Raw genomic sequence first — 16,349 nt, forward strand, 5'->3', positions numbered from 1 at the left:
CCGATCCTCTCCAGACGTGCCGCGATCACATCGGGCCGACCAATCAGGATGGGTCTGGTCAGCCCTTCGTTGAGAATCGTCTGCGCGGCGCGCAGCATCCGTTCGTCCTCACCATCGGGGTAAACAATGCGCGTTTTCCGCCCGCGCTTGGCGGCCGAGAACACCGCGCGCATGCCGACGCCGGTCTGGTAAACGAATTCGCGCAACTTTTCCCGATAGGTACTCAGGTCGGCGATTGGGCGTGTGGCGATGCCTGAATTCATTGCTGCCTGGGCAACCGCGGGTGCAATGGTGGTGATCAGGCGCGGATCGAAGGGTTTGGGGATCAGATAATCGGGACCGAAGGTGAGCTGCTCGCCCGGGTAGGCCATCGCCACTTCATCACTCACCTCCTGCTGCGCCATCGCCGCAAGCGCTTTGACACAGGCCATCTTCATCTGCTCATTGATCCCGGTCGCACCGACATCGAGGGCACCGCGGAAGATGAACGGAAAACACAGGACATTATTGACCTGGTTTGGATAATCGGAGCGGCCAGTGGCCATGATCACATCCGGCCGCACCTCCCGGGCAAGCTCGGGCATGATTTCCGGTATCGGGTTGGCCAGCGCAAAGACAATTGGCTGTTTGGCCATGCGCGTCAGCATGCCGGGCTCGAGTGCACCGGCTGCCGAGAGCCCGAGGAAGACGTCGGCGCCGTCGATGGCATCCGCCAGGGTTCGCGCCTGGGTCTCGCGCGCATAGCGTGCCTTGGTTGGCTCCATGTTTTCGTCGCGCCCAAGGTAAACCACCCCTTTCGAATCGCAAACGATGATGTTCTCGCGCAGCAAGCCCAGGTCACACCACAGGTTAAGGCAGGAGATCGCTGCCGCGCCGGCTCCCGAGCACACGACCTTGACTTCAGAGATCTTCTTGCCGGTCACCTTGAGCGCGTTAAGGATGGCGGCCGACGAGATGATCGCGGTACCGTGCTGGTCATCGTGAAAGACCGGGATCGACATCCGCTCCTTGAGCCTGGCCTCGATATAGAAACACTCGGGCGCCTTGATGTCTTCCAGGTTGATGCCACCCAGGGTCGGCTCCATTGCCGCGATCATGTCGATCAGCCGGTCCGGGTCGCTTTCCGCCAGTTCGATATCGAAGACATCGATACCCGCGAACTTCTTGAACAGGCAGCCTTTTCCTTCCATTACCGGTTTCGCCGCCAGGGGTCCGATGTTACCGAGTCCGAGTACCGCCGTACCGTTGGTAATTACGCCCACCAGATTGGCACGCGAAGTGTAGAGACTCGACGATCCCGGATCGTCTACGATCGCATGACAAGCATAGGCAACTCCAGGGGAGTAAGCGAGGGCCAGATCGATCTGGCTGTTGAGGCCCTTGGTCGGCTGCACACAAATCTTGCCGGACGTCGGGTAGCGATGATATTCGAGGGCAGCCTCGCGAAGATCGGCCTGGCGTTGGTCGTTGTCCATCTTGCCTCCTGACGCGGTATTCATCAATGTGAAACGCGTAAATGTAGCCGACTCCCGGAGTTTACACAAAACCGATGTGCTCCGTTTCTGCGACACAGCTTGACCATCCGGCTTGCAAAGCTGCAAAAACAGGACAGATTCGCCTTCGTCATCGGTCGCTACGACGCCGGGCTGGCGTCACGCCGTGACGACGGGCGAGCACTGCGAACGCGGCCGGAGTAGAATGAGCAGCGGACACGCAACCGTGATGCCATGGGGCTATTCCTGAAGTTGCGACCAGCATTCGACTTGAATTGGGGAGATGATGAATGGGCCAAACCGCCACCAGTAACCTTCGTGCAGTCGCTCTCGTCGGCCACGGGGCCGCCGGCAAGACAAGCCTTGCCGAGAGCCTGCTCGCCGCAGCCGGCGCAATCAGCAGCCGGGGAAGCGTCGAAAAGGGCAGCACAGTCTGCGACTTCGACCCGCTGGAAAAGGAATTTGGTCACTCCCTGAATGCAGCACTGGTCAGTCTGCCCTGGCAAGGCGTGCAGGTTCACCTGATCGACACCCCGGGCTTCCCCGACTTTGCCGGACAGGCGATCGGTGCGCTGGCCGCGGTGGACACGGCATTGGTAGTGATCAACGCGCAGAACGGCATCGAACTGACCAGCGAGCGGATGATGCGCATGGCCGCTGCGCGGGGCGTCTGCCGGATGATCGTGATTAACAAGATCGACGCCGAAAACGTCAATCTGCCGGCGCTGGTTGGCGAAATTCGCGAGCGCTTCGGGCGTGAATGCATGCTGCTCGATCTGCCAGCCAGACAGGCCAGTGAAGTCGTCGAAGTTCTCGGCCATGACGACGGCGAGAGCGATTTCGAGTCGGTGGCGGTGGCGCATCGTGCGCTGATCGACCAGATTGTCGAAGAAGACGAGGATCTGCTGGCGCGTTATCTCGAAGAAGGGGTCGAACCCAGTCCGGACGAACTGCATGTGCCTTTCGAGAAGGCCCTGCGTGCGGGTCATCTGATTCCAATCCTTTTCGTTTCAGCAAGGACCGGTGCCGGTATTCCCCAATTGCTCGATGTCCTCGCCCGGTTGGCGCCCAGTCCGAGCGAAGGAAACCCGCCGCCGTTCTACCGCGGCGAGCCGGGAACGGCAGGTGAGGCCTTCCAGGCCGAAGCCGACCCGCAGAAACATGTGCTGGCGCACGTCTTCAAGGTGATCAGCGACCCCTTCATCGGCAAGGTTGGCGTCTTCCGGGTACACCAGGGCACGATCAGAAAGGACTCGCAGCTCTTCGTTGGCGACAGCAAGCGGCCGTTCAAGGTCGGTCACATCTATCGCCTGCAGGGCAAGGAGTACGTCGAGGTCGAGGCGTTGGTGCCCGGCGACCTGGGCGCCATTGCCAAGGTCGAAGAACTGGAGTTCGACTGCGTTCTGCACGATTCGCACGACGAGGACCATATCCATCTCAAGCCGCTCGAGTTTCCGCAACCGATGCAGGGCCTGGCGGTGCATGCGCGGCGCAAGGCAGACGAACAAAGACTGTTCGAGATCCTGCACAAGCTCGAGGTCGAAGATCCCTGCTTCAAGGTTGAACGCCATCCGACGACCAACGAAACGGTGATTCGCGGCATCGGCGAGATGCATCTGCGCGCCAAGCTGACGCGTCTGGCACAGCAGTACAAACTGGAACTCGACACCAAGCCACCGCAGATCGCTTATCGTGAAGCGATCACCGCATCGGCCGAAGGGCATTGCAGACACAAAAAACAGAGCGGGGGTGCCGGCCAGTTTGGTGAAGTCATGTTGCGCGTCGAACCGCTCGAGCGGGGTGCTGGTTTCGAATTCGTCGATATCGTCAAGGGGGGCGTGATCCCTGGCGTGTTCATGGCCGCCGTCGAAAAGGGCGTCCGCCAGGCACTCGCCGATGGCGTGGTGGCCGGCTTCCCGGTCGAGGACCTGCGGGTTACCGTCCATGACGGCAAGTCACACCCTGTCGATGGCAAGGACATCGCCTTTTTCACCGCCGCCCGCAAAGCCACTGTCGAGGCGATTCGCGCGGCCAAACCAATCATCCTCGAACCGGTTGTCGATATCGAAATCCTCGCGCCCGATGCGATGACCGGCGACGTCACCGGCGATCTGTCGAGCAAGCGTGGCCACCTGACGGGGACCCAGCCGCGTGGCGTGGGGGTCATGGCGATCAACGGCGAGATTCCGCTGGCCGAACTTGAAGGTTACCAGTCGCGCCTCAAGTCGCTGACCGGTGGGCAGGGTTCCTACAGCATAGCCTTCTCGCACTACGCCCAGGTACCACCGATGACCCAGCAACAACTGGCATCGCAGCACAAGGTCGTCGAGGAGGAGTAAGGACGGCAACACAGGCAAGGGCAGACGGCGCACCGGTGGGCACAAGCTTCAAGGTCTCCAACTGGTTCATTCCACTGGCGCGCCGCCTGCTTTATGCCTGGGTGAGAACCACCGTCTTTCCCGAAAATCTACAGGAACTGGCGCTCGACCCGGCCAGGCCGGTGTGCTACATCCTGCAGGAGAGGCACCTTTCGAACCTGCTGGTGTTATTCGAAGAATCACGGCGAGCCGGCCTGCCACGCGCCGAGTGGCCGATCCTGCTGGGCAGACAGCGCCTGCCCCGCTCATTCTTCTTTCTCAATCGCGATCGCAGTCTGACTGGCCGGACACGCGGCAATGGCAGCCACTCGCCCTTGCTCGCCAGCCTGATCAGCCAGGCGGTTGCCGACCCGCAACTCGATGTGCAATTGCTGCCTGTCGTCATTCTCTGGGGGCGTAGCCCCGACAAACAGGATTCCGTCCTCAAGGCCCTGTTTTCGGAAAACTGGCGACCGCCGGGCGCGTGGCGCCAGCTTCTGGCCATCCTGCTGCATGGTCGCAACGTGCTGGTACGCTACAACCCACCAATCTCGCTGCGCGATCTGCTACAGGGAGGGCTCGGCGAGGAGCAGGCTCTGCGCAAGCTGTCGCGGATCCTGCGCGTCCATTTTCGCCGCCAGCGCCAGATGGCCATCGGACCCGACCTGTCGCATCGCAATACCCAGGTGGACGCGGTACTTGCCGGCGAGCAGGTACGCGCAGCAATCGAGATGGAAGCGTCAACCCACGGCATAGCGGTAGGTGAAGCTCGAGCGAAAGCCTGCAACTTCGCGCTGGAGATTGCTTCCGACTATTCCTACGGGGTGGTACGCGCGTTCGAACTATTTCTCGCCTGGTTATGGACGAGGCTCTACGACGGAATCGAGTTGCACCACTTCGAAGCCATGACGCGCATCGCGGCGGGCCAGGAAATCGTCTACGTCCCCTGCCACCGCAGCCACATCGACTACCTGCTGCTCTCCTACATCATTCTCCGCCACGGACTGACGCCACCCCACATCGCCGCCGGCGCCAATCTCGACCTGCCACTCGTCGGTTCGCTGTTGCGCCGCGGCGGCGCCTTCTTCCTGCGTCGCAGTTTCAAGGGCGAGCCGCTCTACGCCGCGGTATTCCACGAGTACCTCCACCTGATGTTGGCGCGCGGCTTTCCAATCGAGTACTTCATCGAGGGTGGGCGCAGTCGTAGTGGACGGATGCTGACACCAAAGGCAGGAATCCTCGGCATGACCTTGCAGAGCTTCATCCGCGAGCATGCACGACCACTGGTCTTCGTGCCGGTATACATCGGCTACGAGAAGATCATCGAAGGCCGAACCTATCTCGGAGAACTGGCCGGCCAGCCCAAGCAGCGTGAGTCACTGCTTGGGCTGCTGGCCAGCGTGCGCGACATCAAGCGGGTGTTTGGCAAGGTACACGTGAACTTCGGCCAACCGCTTGCCCTGGCGGGTTTTCTCGACCAACACTATCCGGGCTGGAGTGAGGAAGGCGCCGCCAGCCAGGCACTCTGGTCGCACACCGCGACGCGCAAGGCTGCGGCCGAACTTGCCAAGCGGATCAACGAGGCGGCCGTAGTCAATCCGGTCAATCTGATCGCTCTCGTGCTGCTGGCGACGCCGAAGCATACGGCCGACGAGCATGCCCTGTGGCGGATGATCGAGCATTACCAAGCGCTCGCCGAGCAGGCACCCTACTCGGCTACCAGCATCACCTGCACCCTTGCTCCCCCGGCCATCGTCGCCTACGCCGAGCGGTTGACCGTCGTCGAGCGTTTCGCCGACCCGCTGGGCGATCTGATACGCGTGCGCGAAGAACAGGCGCCACTGCTTGCCTATTTCCGCAACAACGTTCTCCATCTCTTCGCCCTGCCAGCGCTCATCGCCTGCCTGCTGGGTCACAACCGTCAGCTCGATGGTGCACGGGTAGCGCAGGCGGTGCGAGGAATCTGTGCCCTGATGCGAGCCGAGCTGTTCTTGCGCTGGCCGCTTGACGAACTGGCAGCAGCCAGCGAGGCGGTGACTGCAGTATTGGTGACGCGCGGCCTGCTGGTGCGCCCCGCAGGACAGTCCATACTCTTCGCGCCGGAGGCGATCACGCAGGAGTTTGCCGAACTGCATCTGCTGGGTGAGACCATTCGTCCGCTGCTGGAGCGTCACTTCCTCACCCTGGCGTTGCTGCAGAAGCATGGACCTGGCCAGCTAACCCGACAGACCCTGGAGAACAACTGTCATCTGCTGGCCCAACGGCTATCGCTTCTTTACGAATTCAACACGCCCGAGTTGCCGGAAAGGGCCACCTTCTCCGCGTTCATTGCGAATCTGATCGAAGCGGAATTCCTGCATGAGGACGACAAATCCCTGCTTCACTTCGATGAGCGGCTGATGACGCCGCTTGCACATTCTGAACTCGTCCTCCCAGTCGAAGCCAGACAGGCCATCCGGCGCATTACTGGCGCCGGCATGACCGGATAAGCGCCGGAAGCGGCCGGCGCGAGACTCAGGCGCGCGCCCCCGGAGGGCGCCGCGCCGCTTGCTCGATGCGCTCCTTCTCGGCCATTACCTTGCCGGCGTAGGCGGCTTCGGGGTCCTCGGGCGCACCACCATAGTGCTGCAGACCGCCGGTCAGGCTGCCACGCCAGCGAATTGCCTCCTGCAGCACATGCACACCCACCTGAATGTTGGTCACCGGATCGAGAAAAGGCTTGTCGCCCGCACCTTGCGGCACCTTGTCGAGATGATAGCCGGGAATCACCTGCATCAGGCCTTTGGCACCCACCGGGCTTTCGGCAAACGGATTGAAGCGGGACTCGATGCCGATGATGGCGATGATCAGCAGCGGGTCGACGCGGCGCTCCCGACCCACCGCCTGCGCAGCCTCGAAGACCGGCACCAGGGCTTCCGGAGCGACGCGGTAACGTCGCGAAACGAAGTCGAGGGCGCGCTGCAGCCGCGGCGGCAAGGCCGCGACAACCAGTGCGCTGGTTTCCGTGGCAGATTCGGCCTCCGTCGTCGACTCATCGCTCGCCACGACTTGCGGGGTGTCAGCGGAATCACGCTCGCTCACCCAGGGCTTCAAGGCGGCCAAGGCGAGCATCAGCCCGACGATGATCAGGCTGTGCTGGACAAAACTCAGGGTGGCGTCGACACGACGTCCCGTCATGCTTCTCAATGCAATTGTTGCGGACATGCTCTCTCCTTCACTTTGGTCATCGCGCCAGGAAAAGGGCACGACGATGGACGGTTACAGGCGGGTGCAAAGCCTCGAAAACTTGGGGGGTCAGTACCCCTGAGGCCGTAACTCCGTTCTTGGGCAGAGGCTGAAAACGGAGCGGCGAAGATGCAGCAGATCAGCTGCGTTGTGCTTTTTTGCTACTGGAGTAACCCCAGTCTATTGATTAATGGTTATTTGGTCAACCCCGTAGGCCTGACCGCAAACGCTCTGCTCATCCGACGCTATGCTGATGATACCATCAGCATAGCGTCGGATGAGCCGTCGTCTGACGCAAGCAACTGTTTCCGAAGGCCCTTATAATGCCCCTTCATGACCTGAAAATCGCCTGTGGACGACAGACAAATACATGGATATGACAGCTCTTCTAACCAGTCCCGAAATGTGGCTGGCCTTTGCGACGCTTACCGCCCTCGAACTGGTGCTGGGCATCGACAACGTAATCTTCATCTCGATCCTGGTCGACCGACTGCCACCGCACAACCGCGAGAAGGCAAGGAAAATCGGCCTGTTCCTTGCCATGTTCATGCGCATCGCGCTGCTCCTGCTGCTCTCGCTGATCGTCAGCGCGACGACGCCGCTATTCACCCTCCTCGGGCACGAAGTCTCGCCGCGCGACCTGATTCTGATTGGCGGGGGCGTATTCCTCGTCTGGAAGAGCACTCAGGAGATCCATCAACTGCTCGAGGGCAAGGAAGGACACGCGTCGTCCGTCGTCCAGGCGAGCTTTTCGGCAATCATCATGCAGATCATCATCATCGACATCGTCTTTTCGCTCGACTCGATCATCACGGCGGTGGGCATGGTCGATCAGGTCGCGGTGATGATTGCCGCGGTCATCGCCTCGGTCGGGCTGATGATGACTTTCGCATCGGCCATCGGACGCTTCGTCTCCGCTCATCCGACGATCAAGATGCTCGCCCTGTCCTTCCTCATGGTCGTCGGCGTGGCGCTGGTCGCCGAAGGTTGCGGACACAAGGTGCCAAAAGGCTACATCTATTTCGCGATGGCCTTCTCGGTGATGGTCGAAATCCTCAACATCCGGGCACGCAAGAAACAGGGGGCGCCGGTGCACTTGCACCAGCCCTATACGCGCGCCGACCCCGAGTGACCGCCTGAGCTTCACACACCAATGGACATTGCCCTGCTGCTGTTCCTGATCCTGCTCAACGGTTTCCTCGCAATGTCGGAGATTGCCGTGATCTCCGCACGGCAGTCGCGCTTGAAGAAGCTGGCTGACGACGGCCATTCCGGCGCGCGCGCGGCACTGGCGCTGCACCACGAACCATCAAATTTCCTGTCTACCGTTCAAGTGGGCATCACCACGGTCGGCATTCTCAGCGGTGCGATTGGCGAGGCGACACTGGCGGCGCCGTTGACCGCATGGTTGCATTCTTTGCCGTCTCTCGCACCCTATGCCACGGGTATCGCGCTGACACTGGTGGTCGCTGTCGTCACTTACTGCTCGGTCGTGGTTGGTGAACTGGTCCCCAAGCGCCTCGGACTGCTGGCACCGGAAAGACTTGCCTCGCTGATCGCGCGCCCGATGGATCTGCTCTCGCGGCTGGCACGGCCACTGGTCTGGCTGCTCTCGTCCTCTTCCAGTCTGCTGCTGCACCTGCTGGGCGCTGGCAACCGGCAGGAATCTTCAGTCACCGACGACGAAATCAAGGTGTTGATGAGCCAGGGCGCCGAAGCGGGCGTCTTCCACGCCAGCGAGCAAGCCATCGTTTCGAACGTCCTGCGTCTGGATGAACAGCGCATCAGTGCGATCATGACGCACCGCAAGGACATCTACCTGATCGATCTGAACGACGACGAAGAGACCATTCGCCAGCGTCTGGCCGACAGTCCATACAAGCGTTTGGTCGTTTGCCGCGACGATCTCGACCATATCGTCGGCGTGCTACGCACCAGCGATCTGCTCAAGGGAGCCTTGCTCGGGCAAGCGCTGTCGGTCGAATCGTGTGTCCAGCCGGCACTTTACGTACCAGCAAGCGTGACCACGACGCAGTTGCTCGAAACCTTTCGTCGGGCTCACCAGCAATGCGCGCTCCTGGTGGACGAATACGGGGGATTGCAGGGCCTGGTGACCCTGACCGACGTGCTGACTTCAATCGTTGGCGAACTTCCCACTTCCGGAGACGAGCAAGAGCACGACATTGTCGTTCGCGAGGATGGCTCGTGGCTGGTCGACGGCAGCCTGTCGATCGAACGCCTGAAGGCGGTCATCCAGATTCCTGGCGAATTTCCGGGCGAAGAGGAAAACGCCTTCAATACCCTGGGCGGTTTCGTGATGTACATGCTCGGTCGCATTCCCTTGCCGGCCGATCACTTCTCGCTTGGCAGCTTGCGTTTTGAAGTGGTCGATATGGACGGCCACCGGGTGGACAAGGTGCTCATCGCGCGCATCCAGGCCGTCGCCGAACCGCAGGTCAATGCCTGAGTGTGCGTCGGCTGGTTGCGCTCACGCTGCGCGCTCGGCCCGCCAGTACTGATAGGCAAGTGCCAACCGGGCTCCGGCGATGATCGAAAAGAGGGTCAGGAACGAGCCTACAGCCAGCGTCGAGACACCGCTGATCCCCTGACCGATCGTACACCCCATCGCAACGACGCCGCCAAAGCCCATCAGCACCGCACCGACGAGATGATTGACCGTGTCCTCCACGTCGTGAAAGCCTTCCCAGCGGAAATTCCCGCTGCACAGCGCATGCGCCAGGCTGCCGACGATCACCCCGAGCCCGCTGGCGATCGCGAAAGTCAGCCGGCGGCTGCTGTCCGACCACAGCATCAGGAGTTCCAGCGTGTAGGCCTGTGGCGCAACGAAAGTCAGCGACTCCATCCGTCCGCTATTGGTGGCGAGGAAGGCTTCCTGCAGTGTTTCGGGATCCTCGGCAAGATAGCCGAGATGTCCGCTGACGTACCAGCCAGCGGTAACCAGCAAACCGACGACGACACCGCCAAGTACAATGTCGAAGGAAAGGCGGTCGCGGCTGATGAAGACAAAGGCCAGCAGGCCACCACCGATGACCAGGGCACAGAGCGGCAGGGCGGCGCGCGGTGCCAGCCCGAAGCGGACAAGCATGGCTGGCAGTCCCTGACCGGCAGCCAGATACATCGAGACTTGTTCCAGCACCTGCACGCGAAAGACGCCGAGCACGCCGCGCATGGACATGTAGGCAACCAGTCCGAGCACGATGAAAACCACCAGCGCCTTCAGGTTGCCGGCACCGATGCGGACCAGTGTGCGCGCACCACAGCCCGAGGCGAGAACCATGCCGAAGCCGAAGGAAAGGCCACCGAGCAGGTGGGAAAGCCAGTTGAAACTCGGGGTCCGATAAATCGACTTGTCAAGGTCGATCTGGCCGCCGACATGCAGGACGGCAGAACCGAGAATGGCCACCGCGATCGCCAACAGCCACATGCGCATCCGAGTCCAGTCGCCCAGGTTGACGATATCGGCGACAGCGCCCATGGTACAGAAGCGGGTATGGCTGGCCACGGCGCCAAATGCCGCACCGAGGGCAAAGGCGAGCCAGAGGACAATGCTGGCAGTGCTCATCGGGTCCATCCACGGCGGTTCAGTCAAGGTAGCGCGTCGGGTCGGCCACCCCCGCGGCGGCGAAACCCGCGCGCCGCAAGCGGCACGAATCACAAACGCCACAGGCGCGCCCCGCAGCGTCGGCCTGATAGCAGGACACGGTCAGGCCGTAATCGACAGCCAGCCCAATGCCGCGGCGAATGATTTCGTGCTTGGCAAGATCGATCAACGGCGCGTGGATTTGCAGCTTGGCGCCTTCAACCGCAGCCTTGGTCGCAAGATTGGCCATTCGCTCGAAGGCCGCTATGTACTCCGGGCGGCAATCAGGATAGCCCGAATAATCTACCGCGTTGACGCCGACGAAAATGTCCTGGCTGCCTAGAACTTCGGCCCAGGCAAGCGCGAGAGAGAGCATCACCGTATTGCGCGCCGGGACGTAGGTGACCGGAATGCCTGGCCGGACGCCGTCGACGGGCAGCGCCATGGTTTCATCGGTCAGGGCAGATGCCCCGAACTCATCGAGGCCGAGGCGCATCACCCGATGTTCCCTGGCGGCCAGCGCCTTGGCGACGGCCGCCGCCGCCTGCAACTCGGCGCGGTGACGCTGACCATAATCGAGCGACAGGCAGTAACACGCAAAACCGCTCGCCTGCGCAATCGCCAGCGTGGTTGCCGAATCGAGACCTCCGGAGAGGAGCACGACACAGCTCTTGCCGAGGGCTGAAATTCTTCTGTTCATGGGTTGGTGAATATACCGCGTTCCGCTGACCAGCGCATTTTCCTCGAGCGGGGTTGCGGTCTGCTCCGCCCGGCACGTGACTGGTTACAGTGCTTGCTCGGACCTGGCCGGTGACCAACGACTCCCGGACGTCGATTCATGCCATCGCCGCCAGGGATAAGGAGATACAATTGACAGGAGGCATGCTGCGAGCACACAGTTCCGGCCACCGTGCTGCCGCCTGCAGGTCTGGCGGCAGCACGGTGGCCGGAGAGTCACGCCAAGCGGCGGCTGGTTGGCAAAATGACGATCACTTGGTGAAACAGAGGTCCGAGAATGATCAACCTGTACACATCCCTGCTGTCGAAGCCCCAGGCATTGAGCGGCACAGTGAGAACACTGTGCCACGGCGTGACGAACGCCGAAAACCTCGTCATCAGCAACGAGCAGCGTGTTTTCGTCAGCGGCCGCGACGGAGTCTACGAACTGCTGGCAAGCCCCGGCGGCAAGTGCCACCAGAAGCTCATCCCGCTGCGCGTCGAGGCCGTCCCCGGCAACTGCATGAAGAACGGTGTCGCCCTGCGCGGCAACTACCTATACCTCGCCTGCGCGCACGTCGAACAGGGGGGCAGCCGCTTGCTCAAGGCGGCGCTGGACGACGTCAATGAGACCGAGCAGAGCATGCCGGGACTGCTCAAGCTATCCGTCGCGGCACTGACCTTCGGGATCAGTTCCTGGATCGTCCGCTGCGATCTGCGCCAGACCCCGCTGGCGTTTACCGAGCTGGTCGCCAGCCTTCCCGGACACACCCTGGCCAACGGCATCAGCTTTGACCCAACCGGAGACTTCATCTATGTGGCCAACAGCGCACCCGGAGTCTCCACCGGAATTTTCCGCGCACCGGTCGACGCGGCCAGCCCGAGCGTACTGGAAATCCCGTGGTCCCGCCCACCGGGCTGCAAGCCCAATGGATTGAAGGTGACCGGCAGGACGCTCTATTTCACGGGCAACGCCACACCTGCCGCAGTCTTCGGCAGCATGGCCATCCAGGAGGACGGCAGCGCCGGCGAGCCACAGGTGATCGACACCGCGCCGCTGCACCTCTTCGACGACTTCGCGATCGTCAGGCAGGGCTTTGTGCTTGCCCAGTTCAGCGACGCCATGGGCCTCAGCAGAGGCTCGCTGCGCCTGGTGTCCCGGGGCGGTCGGCATCTGGCCGTACTCAAGCACAGGGAAATCTCGAGACCCAGCGCGCTGGCCGTAGCCAGCGCCGGCAGCGAGCTGTTCGCGACGGGAGACGTTCTCGTCGTCGACAAGGGCACCGGCTGCGTCGTGGTTTTCACCCCCGACGAGATGTGGCGCGACTGGTTGCAGGCCGGCCCACTGTGACCTCTGCCGGTAGGGCGGCAGAGGTAAGTGTAAGGGCCCCGGAGCGAGGTGGATCGCTGCCCACCTAGCGGCTGCGCAGGTTACCCCAGAGCAGCTTGTGCAGTTGCAACTGAAAGCGCACCGGCAGGCGATCTTCGATGATCCAGTCGGCAAGGGTTGCCGCTTCCAGTTCACCGGCAACCGGAGAGACAAGCAGCGAGCAAACGGCGGCGAGCTGTCGCTCCACAACCTGCGCGCGCGCCCACTCGTAATCGGCACGATCGCGCAGGACGAACTTGAGTTCGTCACTCGAAGTCAAAAGTGCCAGATTCGGCCAGTGATTTCGCGCACACTCGCCCGAACCGGGAGCCTTGAGGTCAACAACGCGCGACACCCGTCGGTCTACGCTGCCGATGTCGAGTGCGCCGGAGGTTTCGAGCGAAACCGAGTAGCCCGCATTGCACAGTTCGCGCAGCAAGTCCAGACAGGCGGGCTGCGCGAGCGGCTCGCCACCGGTGACACAAACATGAGTCACCCGATGGCGCGCAACTTCAGCCAGGATGTCGGGCAGCGACAGCGTCTGCCCCCCGCTGAAAGCGTAGCTCGTGTCACACCACACGCAACGCAGTGGGCAACCGGTTAGACGCACGAATACGGTCGGCAAGCCGACACGCGAACTCTCACCTTGCAGGGACAGGAAAATCTCGCTGATCTTCAGCGCCAGCGTACCGACCGGCCTGGCCACCAGTTTCGGACTACTTCTTCAGGCGCTGCCTGGCAGTCGTGGCAGCCGCGCTGTCCGGATATTTGGCGACCAGCGTCTCGAGCGTCGTCTTTGCGCCTTTGGCATCCGCCAGTTCCTGTTGACAGGTGGCCACGCTCAGCAATGCCTCGGGTGCCTTCGCATTGGCTGGCCACTTGGCGGCCACTACCCGGTGGGCATCGATCGCCTTCTTGCAGTCACGCAGCGAATAATGCGCGTTGCCCAGCCAATAATAGGCGCTGGGCGTCAGATTGCTGTCCGGGTGTGCCTTGGCAAAGGCCTCGAAAGCTGCAGCCGCTTCCTTCAGTCTGTTCGCGCGAAAGAGATTCAGTGCTGCCTCGTACTCGCGCGCTTCGGCGGCAGGATCACCGCTTGGCTTCCTGGCGGTTTCCACCGGCGGCTTGCCGTCGTCCGCCAGTTTGGGCTCGGCGCCCGCCGCTGGCTGAGGTTCGAGCTTGCGCAGGCGACCGTCGAGGTCGACGTAGAAATCCTGTTGCCGCTTCCTGGCTGCCTCGAGCTCATAGTTCAAGGTCTCGACCTGGCCGTGCAGGCGCGAGTTCTCGTCGCGCAACGCCTGAATCTGATTGGCCAGTTCGATCTGCCCCTTGGCGAAAGTGTCGAGGCGTTCGTTGGTCTTGATCGACAAGTCCTTGATCTGGCGCCGCGCTTCCTCGTCGTCAAATAGCCCTGCCCGAGCCTGTGGCGCAGCGAGCATGGCGAACCACAGGCTGACCGCCAGAAAGCGCGCGGCTGCCGGTCCGCAACGTAGCACCACTCCCGACACGCTAGAACTCGCCGTTGTAGAGCATGTCGCCCCGACGATTTTCCGCCCAGGCACTGTCGCTGTGGCCTTCATTCTTCGGCTTCTCCTCTCCCAGGCTGACCGATTCGAGTTGTTCCTCGCGGGCGCCGAGCAACGCCATCATCTTCCTGATCGCATCGGCTCGCTTCTGACCCAGTGCCAGGTTGTACTCACGACTGCCACGTTCGTCGGTATTGCCCTGGATCAACATCTTGAACTGACGGTTTTCGGAGAGGAACTTGGCGTGCGCCGCAACCAGATCCTTGTACTCGGCTTTCACCTCGTAACTGTCGTAGTCGAAATACACGCTGCGCTTCGACAGGATGCTCTTCGGATCAGTCAGCACCGCCGGCAGTCTGTTGCCATCAACTCCCCCCGTCGTGACGGTCGCCACGGAGGGTCCGCCGCCACGTGATTCGACGGGGGCTCCGCCAGCCTGATCAGTGCTCTCCGGCGTCGAGCTGCAAGCAGCGACCAAAAGGGCCAGAGCGGCCGGGATTACGAGTTGTTTCATCAATTTCTCCTGCGCGTTAATCGACATCGGTATGCGTTGTCAACGGTTGAAAGGGCCCCATGCCGGTTCGCGGACATCACCCGCCGAAATGGAAAGGCGCTGCTTGATTCGGCCATCCAGCGAAACGGCCGAGAGGACACCGCGACCACCCATTTCGGTGGCAATCAGAACCATCCGACCGTTTGGTGAAAAGGTCGGTGATTCATCTTTGTTCGAGTCGGTCAGGACCTGCACCTGACGGCTGGCCAGGTCCATCACCGAAAGACGAAAGCCTCCGCCATCGCGCCTGCTGACGAAGGCCATCGACTTGCCGTCGGGCGATATGCGTGGGCTGACGTTATAGCTGCCTTCGAAACTGACCCGCTGCGCGTCACCGCCGCCGACCCCGATACGGTAAATCTGCGGACTGCCACCGCGATCCGAGGTGAAATAGACGTACTGCCCGTCGGGCGAGAAGTTGGGCTCGGTATTGATCGAATTGGCGGTCGTCAGGCGCTGCGCCCCGGAGCCGTCGGTGTTGACCGTGAAGATCTGCGAGCCACCATCCTTGCTCAGCACCACGGCCAGTTTGCGACCGTCAGGCGACCAGGCCGGCGCCGAATTCGACCCTTTGAAGTTGGCGACGACCACACGTTTTCCCGATGCCAGCGAGTGCACATAGACGACCGGTTTCTTGTTCTCGAAGGATACATAGGCCAGACGACCGCCGTCAGGCGACCAGGAGGGCGAAATGATCGGCTCCTTTGAAATCAAAGCAATCTGGGCATTCTGGCCGTCGGCATCGGCAATGTGCAGTTCGTAGCGCGTGGCGCTGACCCTGACCACATAGGCGATGCGCGTGGAGAAGACACCTGGTTCGCCGGTCAGCTTTTCGTAGATGATGTCCGCGATACGATGGCCGGCGGCACGCAGCATCGCCTTGGAGGTGACAAAAGCCGACCCACCCAGTGGCGCCTGCTTGTTCACATCGTAGAGGCGGAAACGGGCTTCCTGCCGGCCATCGTCGCTGCCGGCGATGCTGCCGGCAGCCAGCGCGTCGGCTCCGCGATTTTTCCAGTCCCCGTAGACCGGACTCGACGCCTCGGTCATCGCTGCCCCGCTGGTATCGACCATGCGGAACAGGCCACTCCGTTCAAGGTCGGCGCGCACCACCGAGGTGACGATCCGCGAAGCGCTGGCATCGCCACCAAAATCGGCGATCGCCACCGGGATGCGATTGGCACCCGCGCCGGTGATTTCGATGGTCAGTTGGGCCTGTGCCGGCGTCTGCAGGAAGGCCAGTGCGCTGACGGCAAGCAGGCCAAGACGGCGCAATCCGAGTCCAATTCCAAACATGGGGTAGTCCAGTACAGAATGCGCGATTATATCGCCGATGACTGCTCGCGATTTGTAACGATACGTTATCCCCTTACCACCTATCATGTTTCGGCCCCCTGAAAGAACTTGGGAAGAGGCAGTGCGCTGGCAGCGCGTCTCAAGAGAAGGCGGATGCCGCGTTTGAACCAGGAAAGGGCACTGCGATAGGCTTTGCGGACACTCCAATGGTT

At 61.8% G+C, this 16,349-nt stretch carries 13 protein-coding genes; 5 read left to right on the top strand and 8 right to left on the bottom strand.

All coding sequences use genetic code 11. The features are described 5' to 3' along the window. On the bottom strand, positions 1-1,475 hold a 1,475-nt coding region (locus JNK99_RS16915), incomplete at its 3' end, for a phosphate acyltransferase (RefSeq protein WP_291855453.1). Positions 1,476-1,783: 308 nt separating this feature from the next. On the opposite strand from JNK99_RS16915, the gene fusA reads away from it, so the two are divergent. Beyond that, entirely contained in the window at positions 1,784-3,832 is a 2,049-nt protein-coding gene (gene fusA / locus JNK99_RS16920) for an elongation factor G (RefSeq protein WP_291855455.1), read from the top strand. 35 nt (positions 3,833-3,867) lie between these two features. Further along, positions 3,868-6,339, top strand: coding sequence for a glycerol-3-phosphate 1-O-acyltransferase PlsB (plsB, locus tag JNK99_RS16925; protein WP_291855456.1), 2,472 nt, complete (start codon positions 3,868-3,870; stop codon positions 6,337-6,339). Positions 6,340-6,364: 25 nt separating this feature from the next. Here plsB and JNK99_RS16930 read toward each other — a convergent pair whose 3' ends face one another. Continuing rightward, entirely contained in the window at positions 6,365-7,054 is a 690-nt protein-coding gene (locus tag JNK99_RS16930; protein ID WP_291855459.1) for a transglycosylase SLT domain-containing protein, read from the bottom strand. A 397-nt stretch (positions 7,055-7,451) separates the two neighbouring features. On the opposite strand from JNK99_RS16930, the gene JNK99_RS16935 reads away from it, so the two are divergent. Then, on the top strand, positions 7,452-8,207 hold the full coding sequence (locus JNK99_RS16935; RefSeq protein WP_291855478.1) for a TerC family protein: 756 nt from the start codon (positions 7,452-7,454) through the stop codon (positions 8,205-8,207). A gap of 21 nt (positions 8,208-8,228) precedes the next feature. Further along, positions 8,229-9,542, top strand: a complete 1,314-nt coding sequence (locus tag JNK99_RS16940) for a hemolysin family protein (protein WP_291855462.1) — start codon at positions 8,229-8,231, stop codon at positions 9,540-9,542. 21 nt (positions 9,543-9,563) lie between these two features. On the opposite strand, the gene JNK99_RS16945 is transcribed toward JNK99_RS16940, so the two are convergent. Continuing rightward, positions 9,564-10,667 carry a YeeE/YedE family protein gene (locus tag JNK99_RS16945; protein ID WP_291855482.1) on the bottom strand — a complete coding sequence of 368 codons (1,104 nt, stop codon included), beginning with the start codon at positions 10,665-10,667 and terminating at the stop codon, positions 9,564-9,566. Positions 10,668-10,677: 10 nt separating this feature from the next. After that, positions 10,678-11,376: a 7-cyano-7-deazaguanine synthase QueC gene (queC, locus tag JNK99_RS16950; protein ID WP_291855465.1), complete on the bottom strand. Its 699-nt coding sequence runs from the start codon at positions 11,374-11,376 to the stop codon at positions 10,678-10,680. Positions 11,377-11,745: 369 nt separating this feature from the next. On the opposite strand from queC, the gene JNK99_RS16955 reads away from it, so the two are divergent. Beyond that, positions 11,746-12,744 (top strand): hypothetical protein, encoded by a 999-nt coding sequence (locus JNK99_RS16955; protein ID WP_291855469.1) that lies wholly within the window; start codon positions 11,746-11,748, stop codon positions 12,742-12,744. A 64-nt stretch (positions 12,745-12,808) separates the two neighbouring features. Here JNK99_RS16955 and queE read toward each other — a convergent pair whose 3' ends face one another. The 4 genes from queE to tolB all read right to left on the bottom strand — a co-directional run bounded on the left by queE (position 12,809) and on the right by tolB (position 16,137). Beyond that, a complete protein-coding gene (gene queE, locus JNK99_RS16960) occupies positions 12,809-13,468 on the bottom strand; it encodes a 7-carboxy-7-deazaguanine synthase QueE (RefSeq protein ID WP_291855472.1) in 660 nt (219 codons plus the stop codon). A 10-nt stretch (positions 13,469-13,478) separates the two neighbouring features. Beyond that, positions 13,479-14,201, bottom strand: coding sequence for a tol-pal system protein YbgF (gene ybgF, locus JNK99_RS16965; RefSeq protein WP_291855485.1), 723 nt, complete (start codon positions 14,199-14,201; stop codon positions 13,479-13,481). Between the two features lie 70 nt (positions 14,202-14,271). Further along, a complete protein-coding gene (gene pal, locus JNK99_RS16970; protein ID WP_291855475.1) occupies positions 14,272-14,802 on the bottom strand; it encodes a peptidoglycan-associated lipoprotein Pal in 531 nt (176 codons plus the stop codon). A 39-nt stretch (positions 14,803-14,841) separates the two neighbouring features. Beyond that, entirely contained in the window at positions 14,842-16,137 is a 1,296-nt protein-coding gene (gene tolB, locus JNK99_RS16975; protein ID WP_291855477.1) for a Tol-Pal system beta propeller repeat protein TolB, read from the bottom strand. Between the last annotated feature and the right edge of the window lie 212 nt (positions 16,138-16,349).

The sequence above is a fragment of the Accumulibacter sp. genome (genome assembly GCF_016789985.1).
Classification (GTDB): domain Bacteria; phylum Pseudomonadota; class Gammaproteobacteria; order Burkholderiales; family Rhodocyclaceae; genus Accumulibacter.

What these genes read in the sequence shown, in the direction of transcription:
- fusA (WP_291855455.1), top strand. Translation starts at nt 1,784, where the DNA reads ATGGGCCAAACCGCCACCAGTAACCTTCGTGCAGTCGCTCTCGTCGGC.
- JNK99_RS16930 (WP_291855459.1), bottom strand. Translation starts at nt 7,054, where the DNA reads ATGTCCGCAACAATTGCATTGAGAAGCATGACGGGACGTCGTGTCGAC.
- JNK99_RS16935 (WP_291855478.1), top strand. Translation starts at nt 7,452, where the DNA reads ATGACAGCTCTTCTAACCAGTCCCGAAATGTGGCTGGCCTTTGCGACG.
- JNK99_RS16940 (WP_291855462.1), top strand. Translation starts at nt 8,229, where the DNA reads ATGGACATTGCCCTGCTGCTGTTCCTGATCCTGCTCAACGGTTTCCTC.
- JNK99_RS16945 (WP_291855482.1), bottom strand. Translation starts at nt 10,667, where the DNA reads ATGGACCCGATGAGCACTGCCAGCATTGTCCTCTGGCTCGCCTTTGCC.
- queC (WP_291855465.1), bottom strand. Translation starts at nt 11,376, where the DNA reads ATGAACAGAAGAATTTCAGCCCTCGGCAAGAGCTGTGTCGTGCTCCTC.
- ybgF (WP_291855485.1), bottom strand. Translation starts at nt 14,201, where the DNA reads ATGCTCGCTGCGCCACAGGCTCGGGCAGGGCTATTTGACGACGAGGAA.
- pal (WP_291855475.1), bottom strand. Translation starts at nt 14,802, where the DNA reads ATGAAACAACTCGTAATCCCGGCCGCTCTGGCCCTTTTGGTCGCTGCT.
- tolB (WP_291855477.1), bottom strand. Translation starts at nt 16,137, where the DNA reads ATGTTTGGAATTGGACTCGGATTGCGCCGTCTTGGCCTGCTTGCCGTC.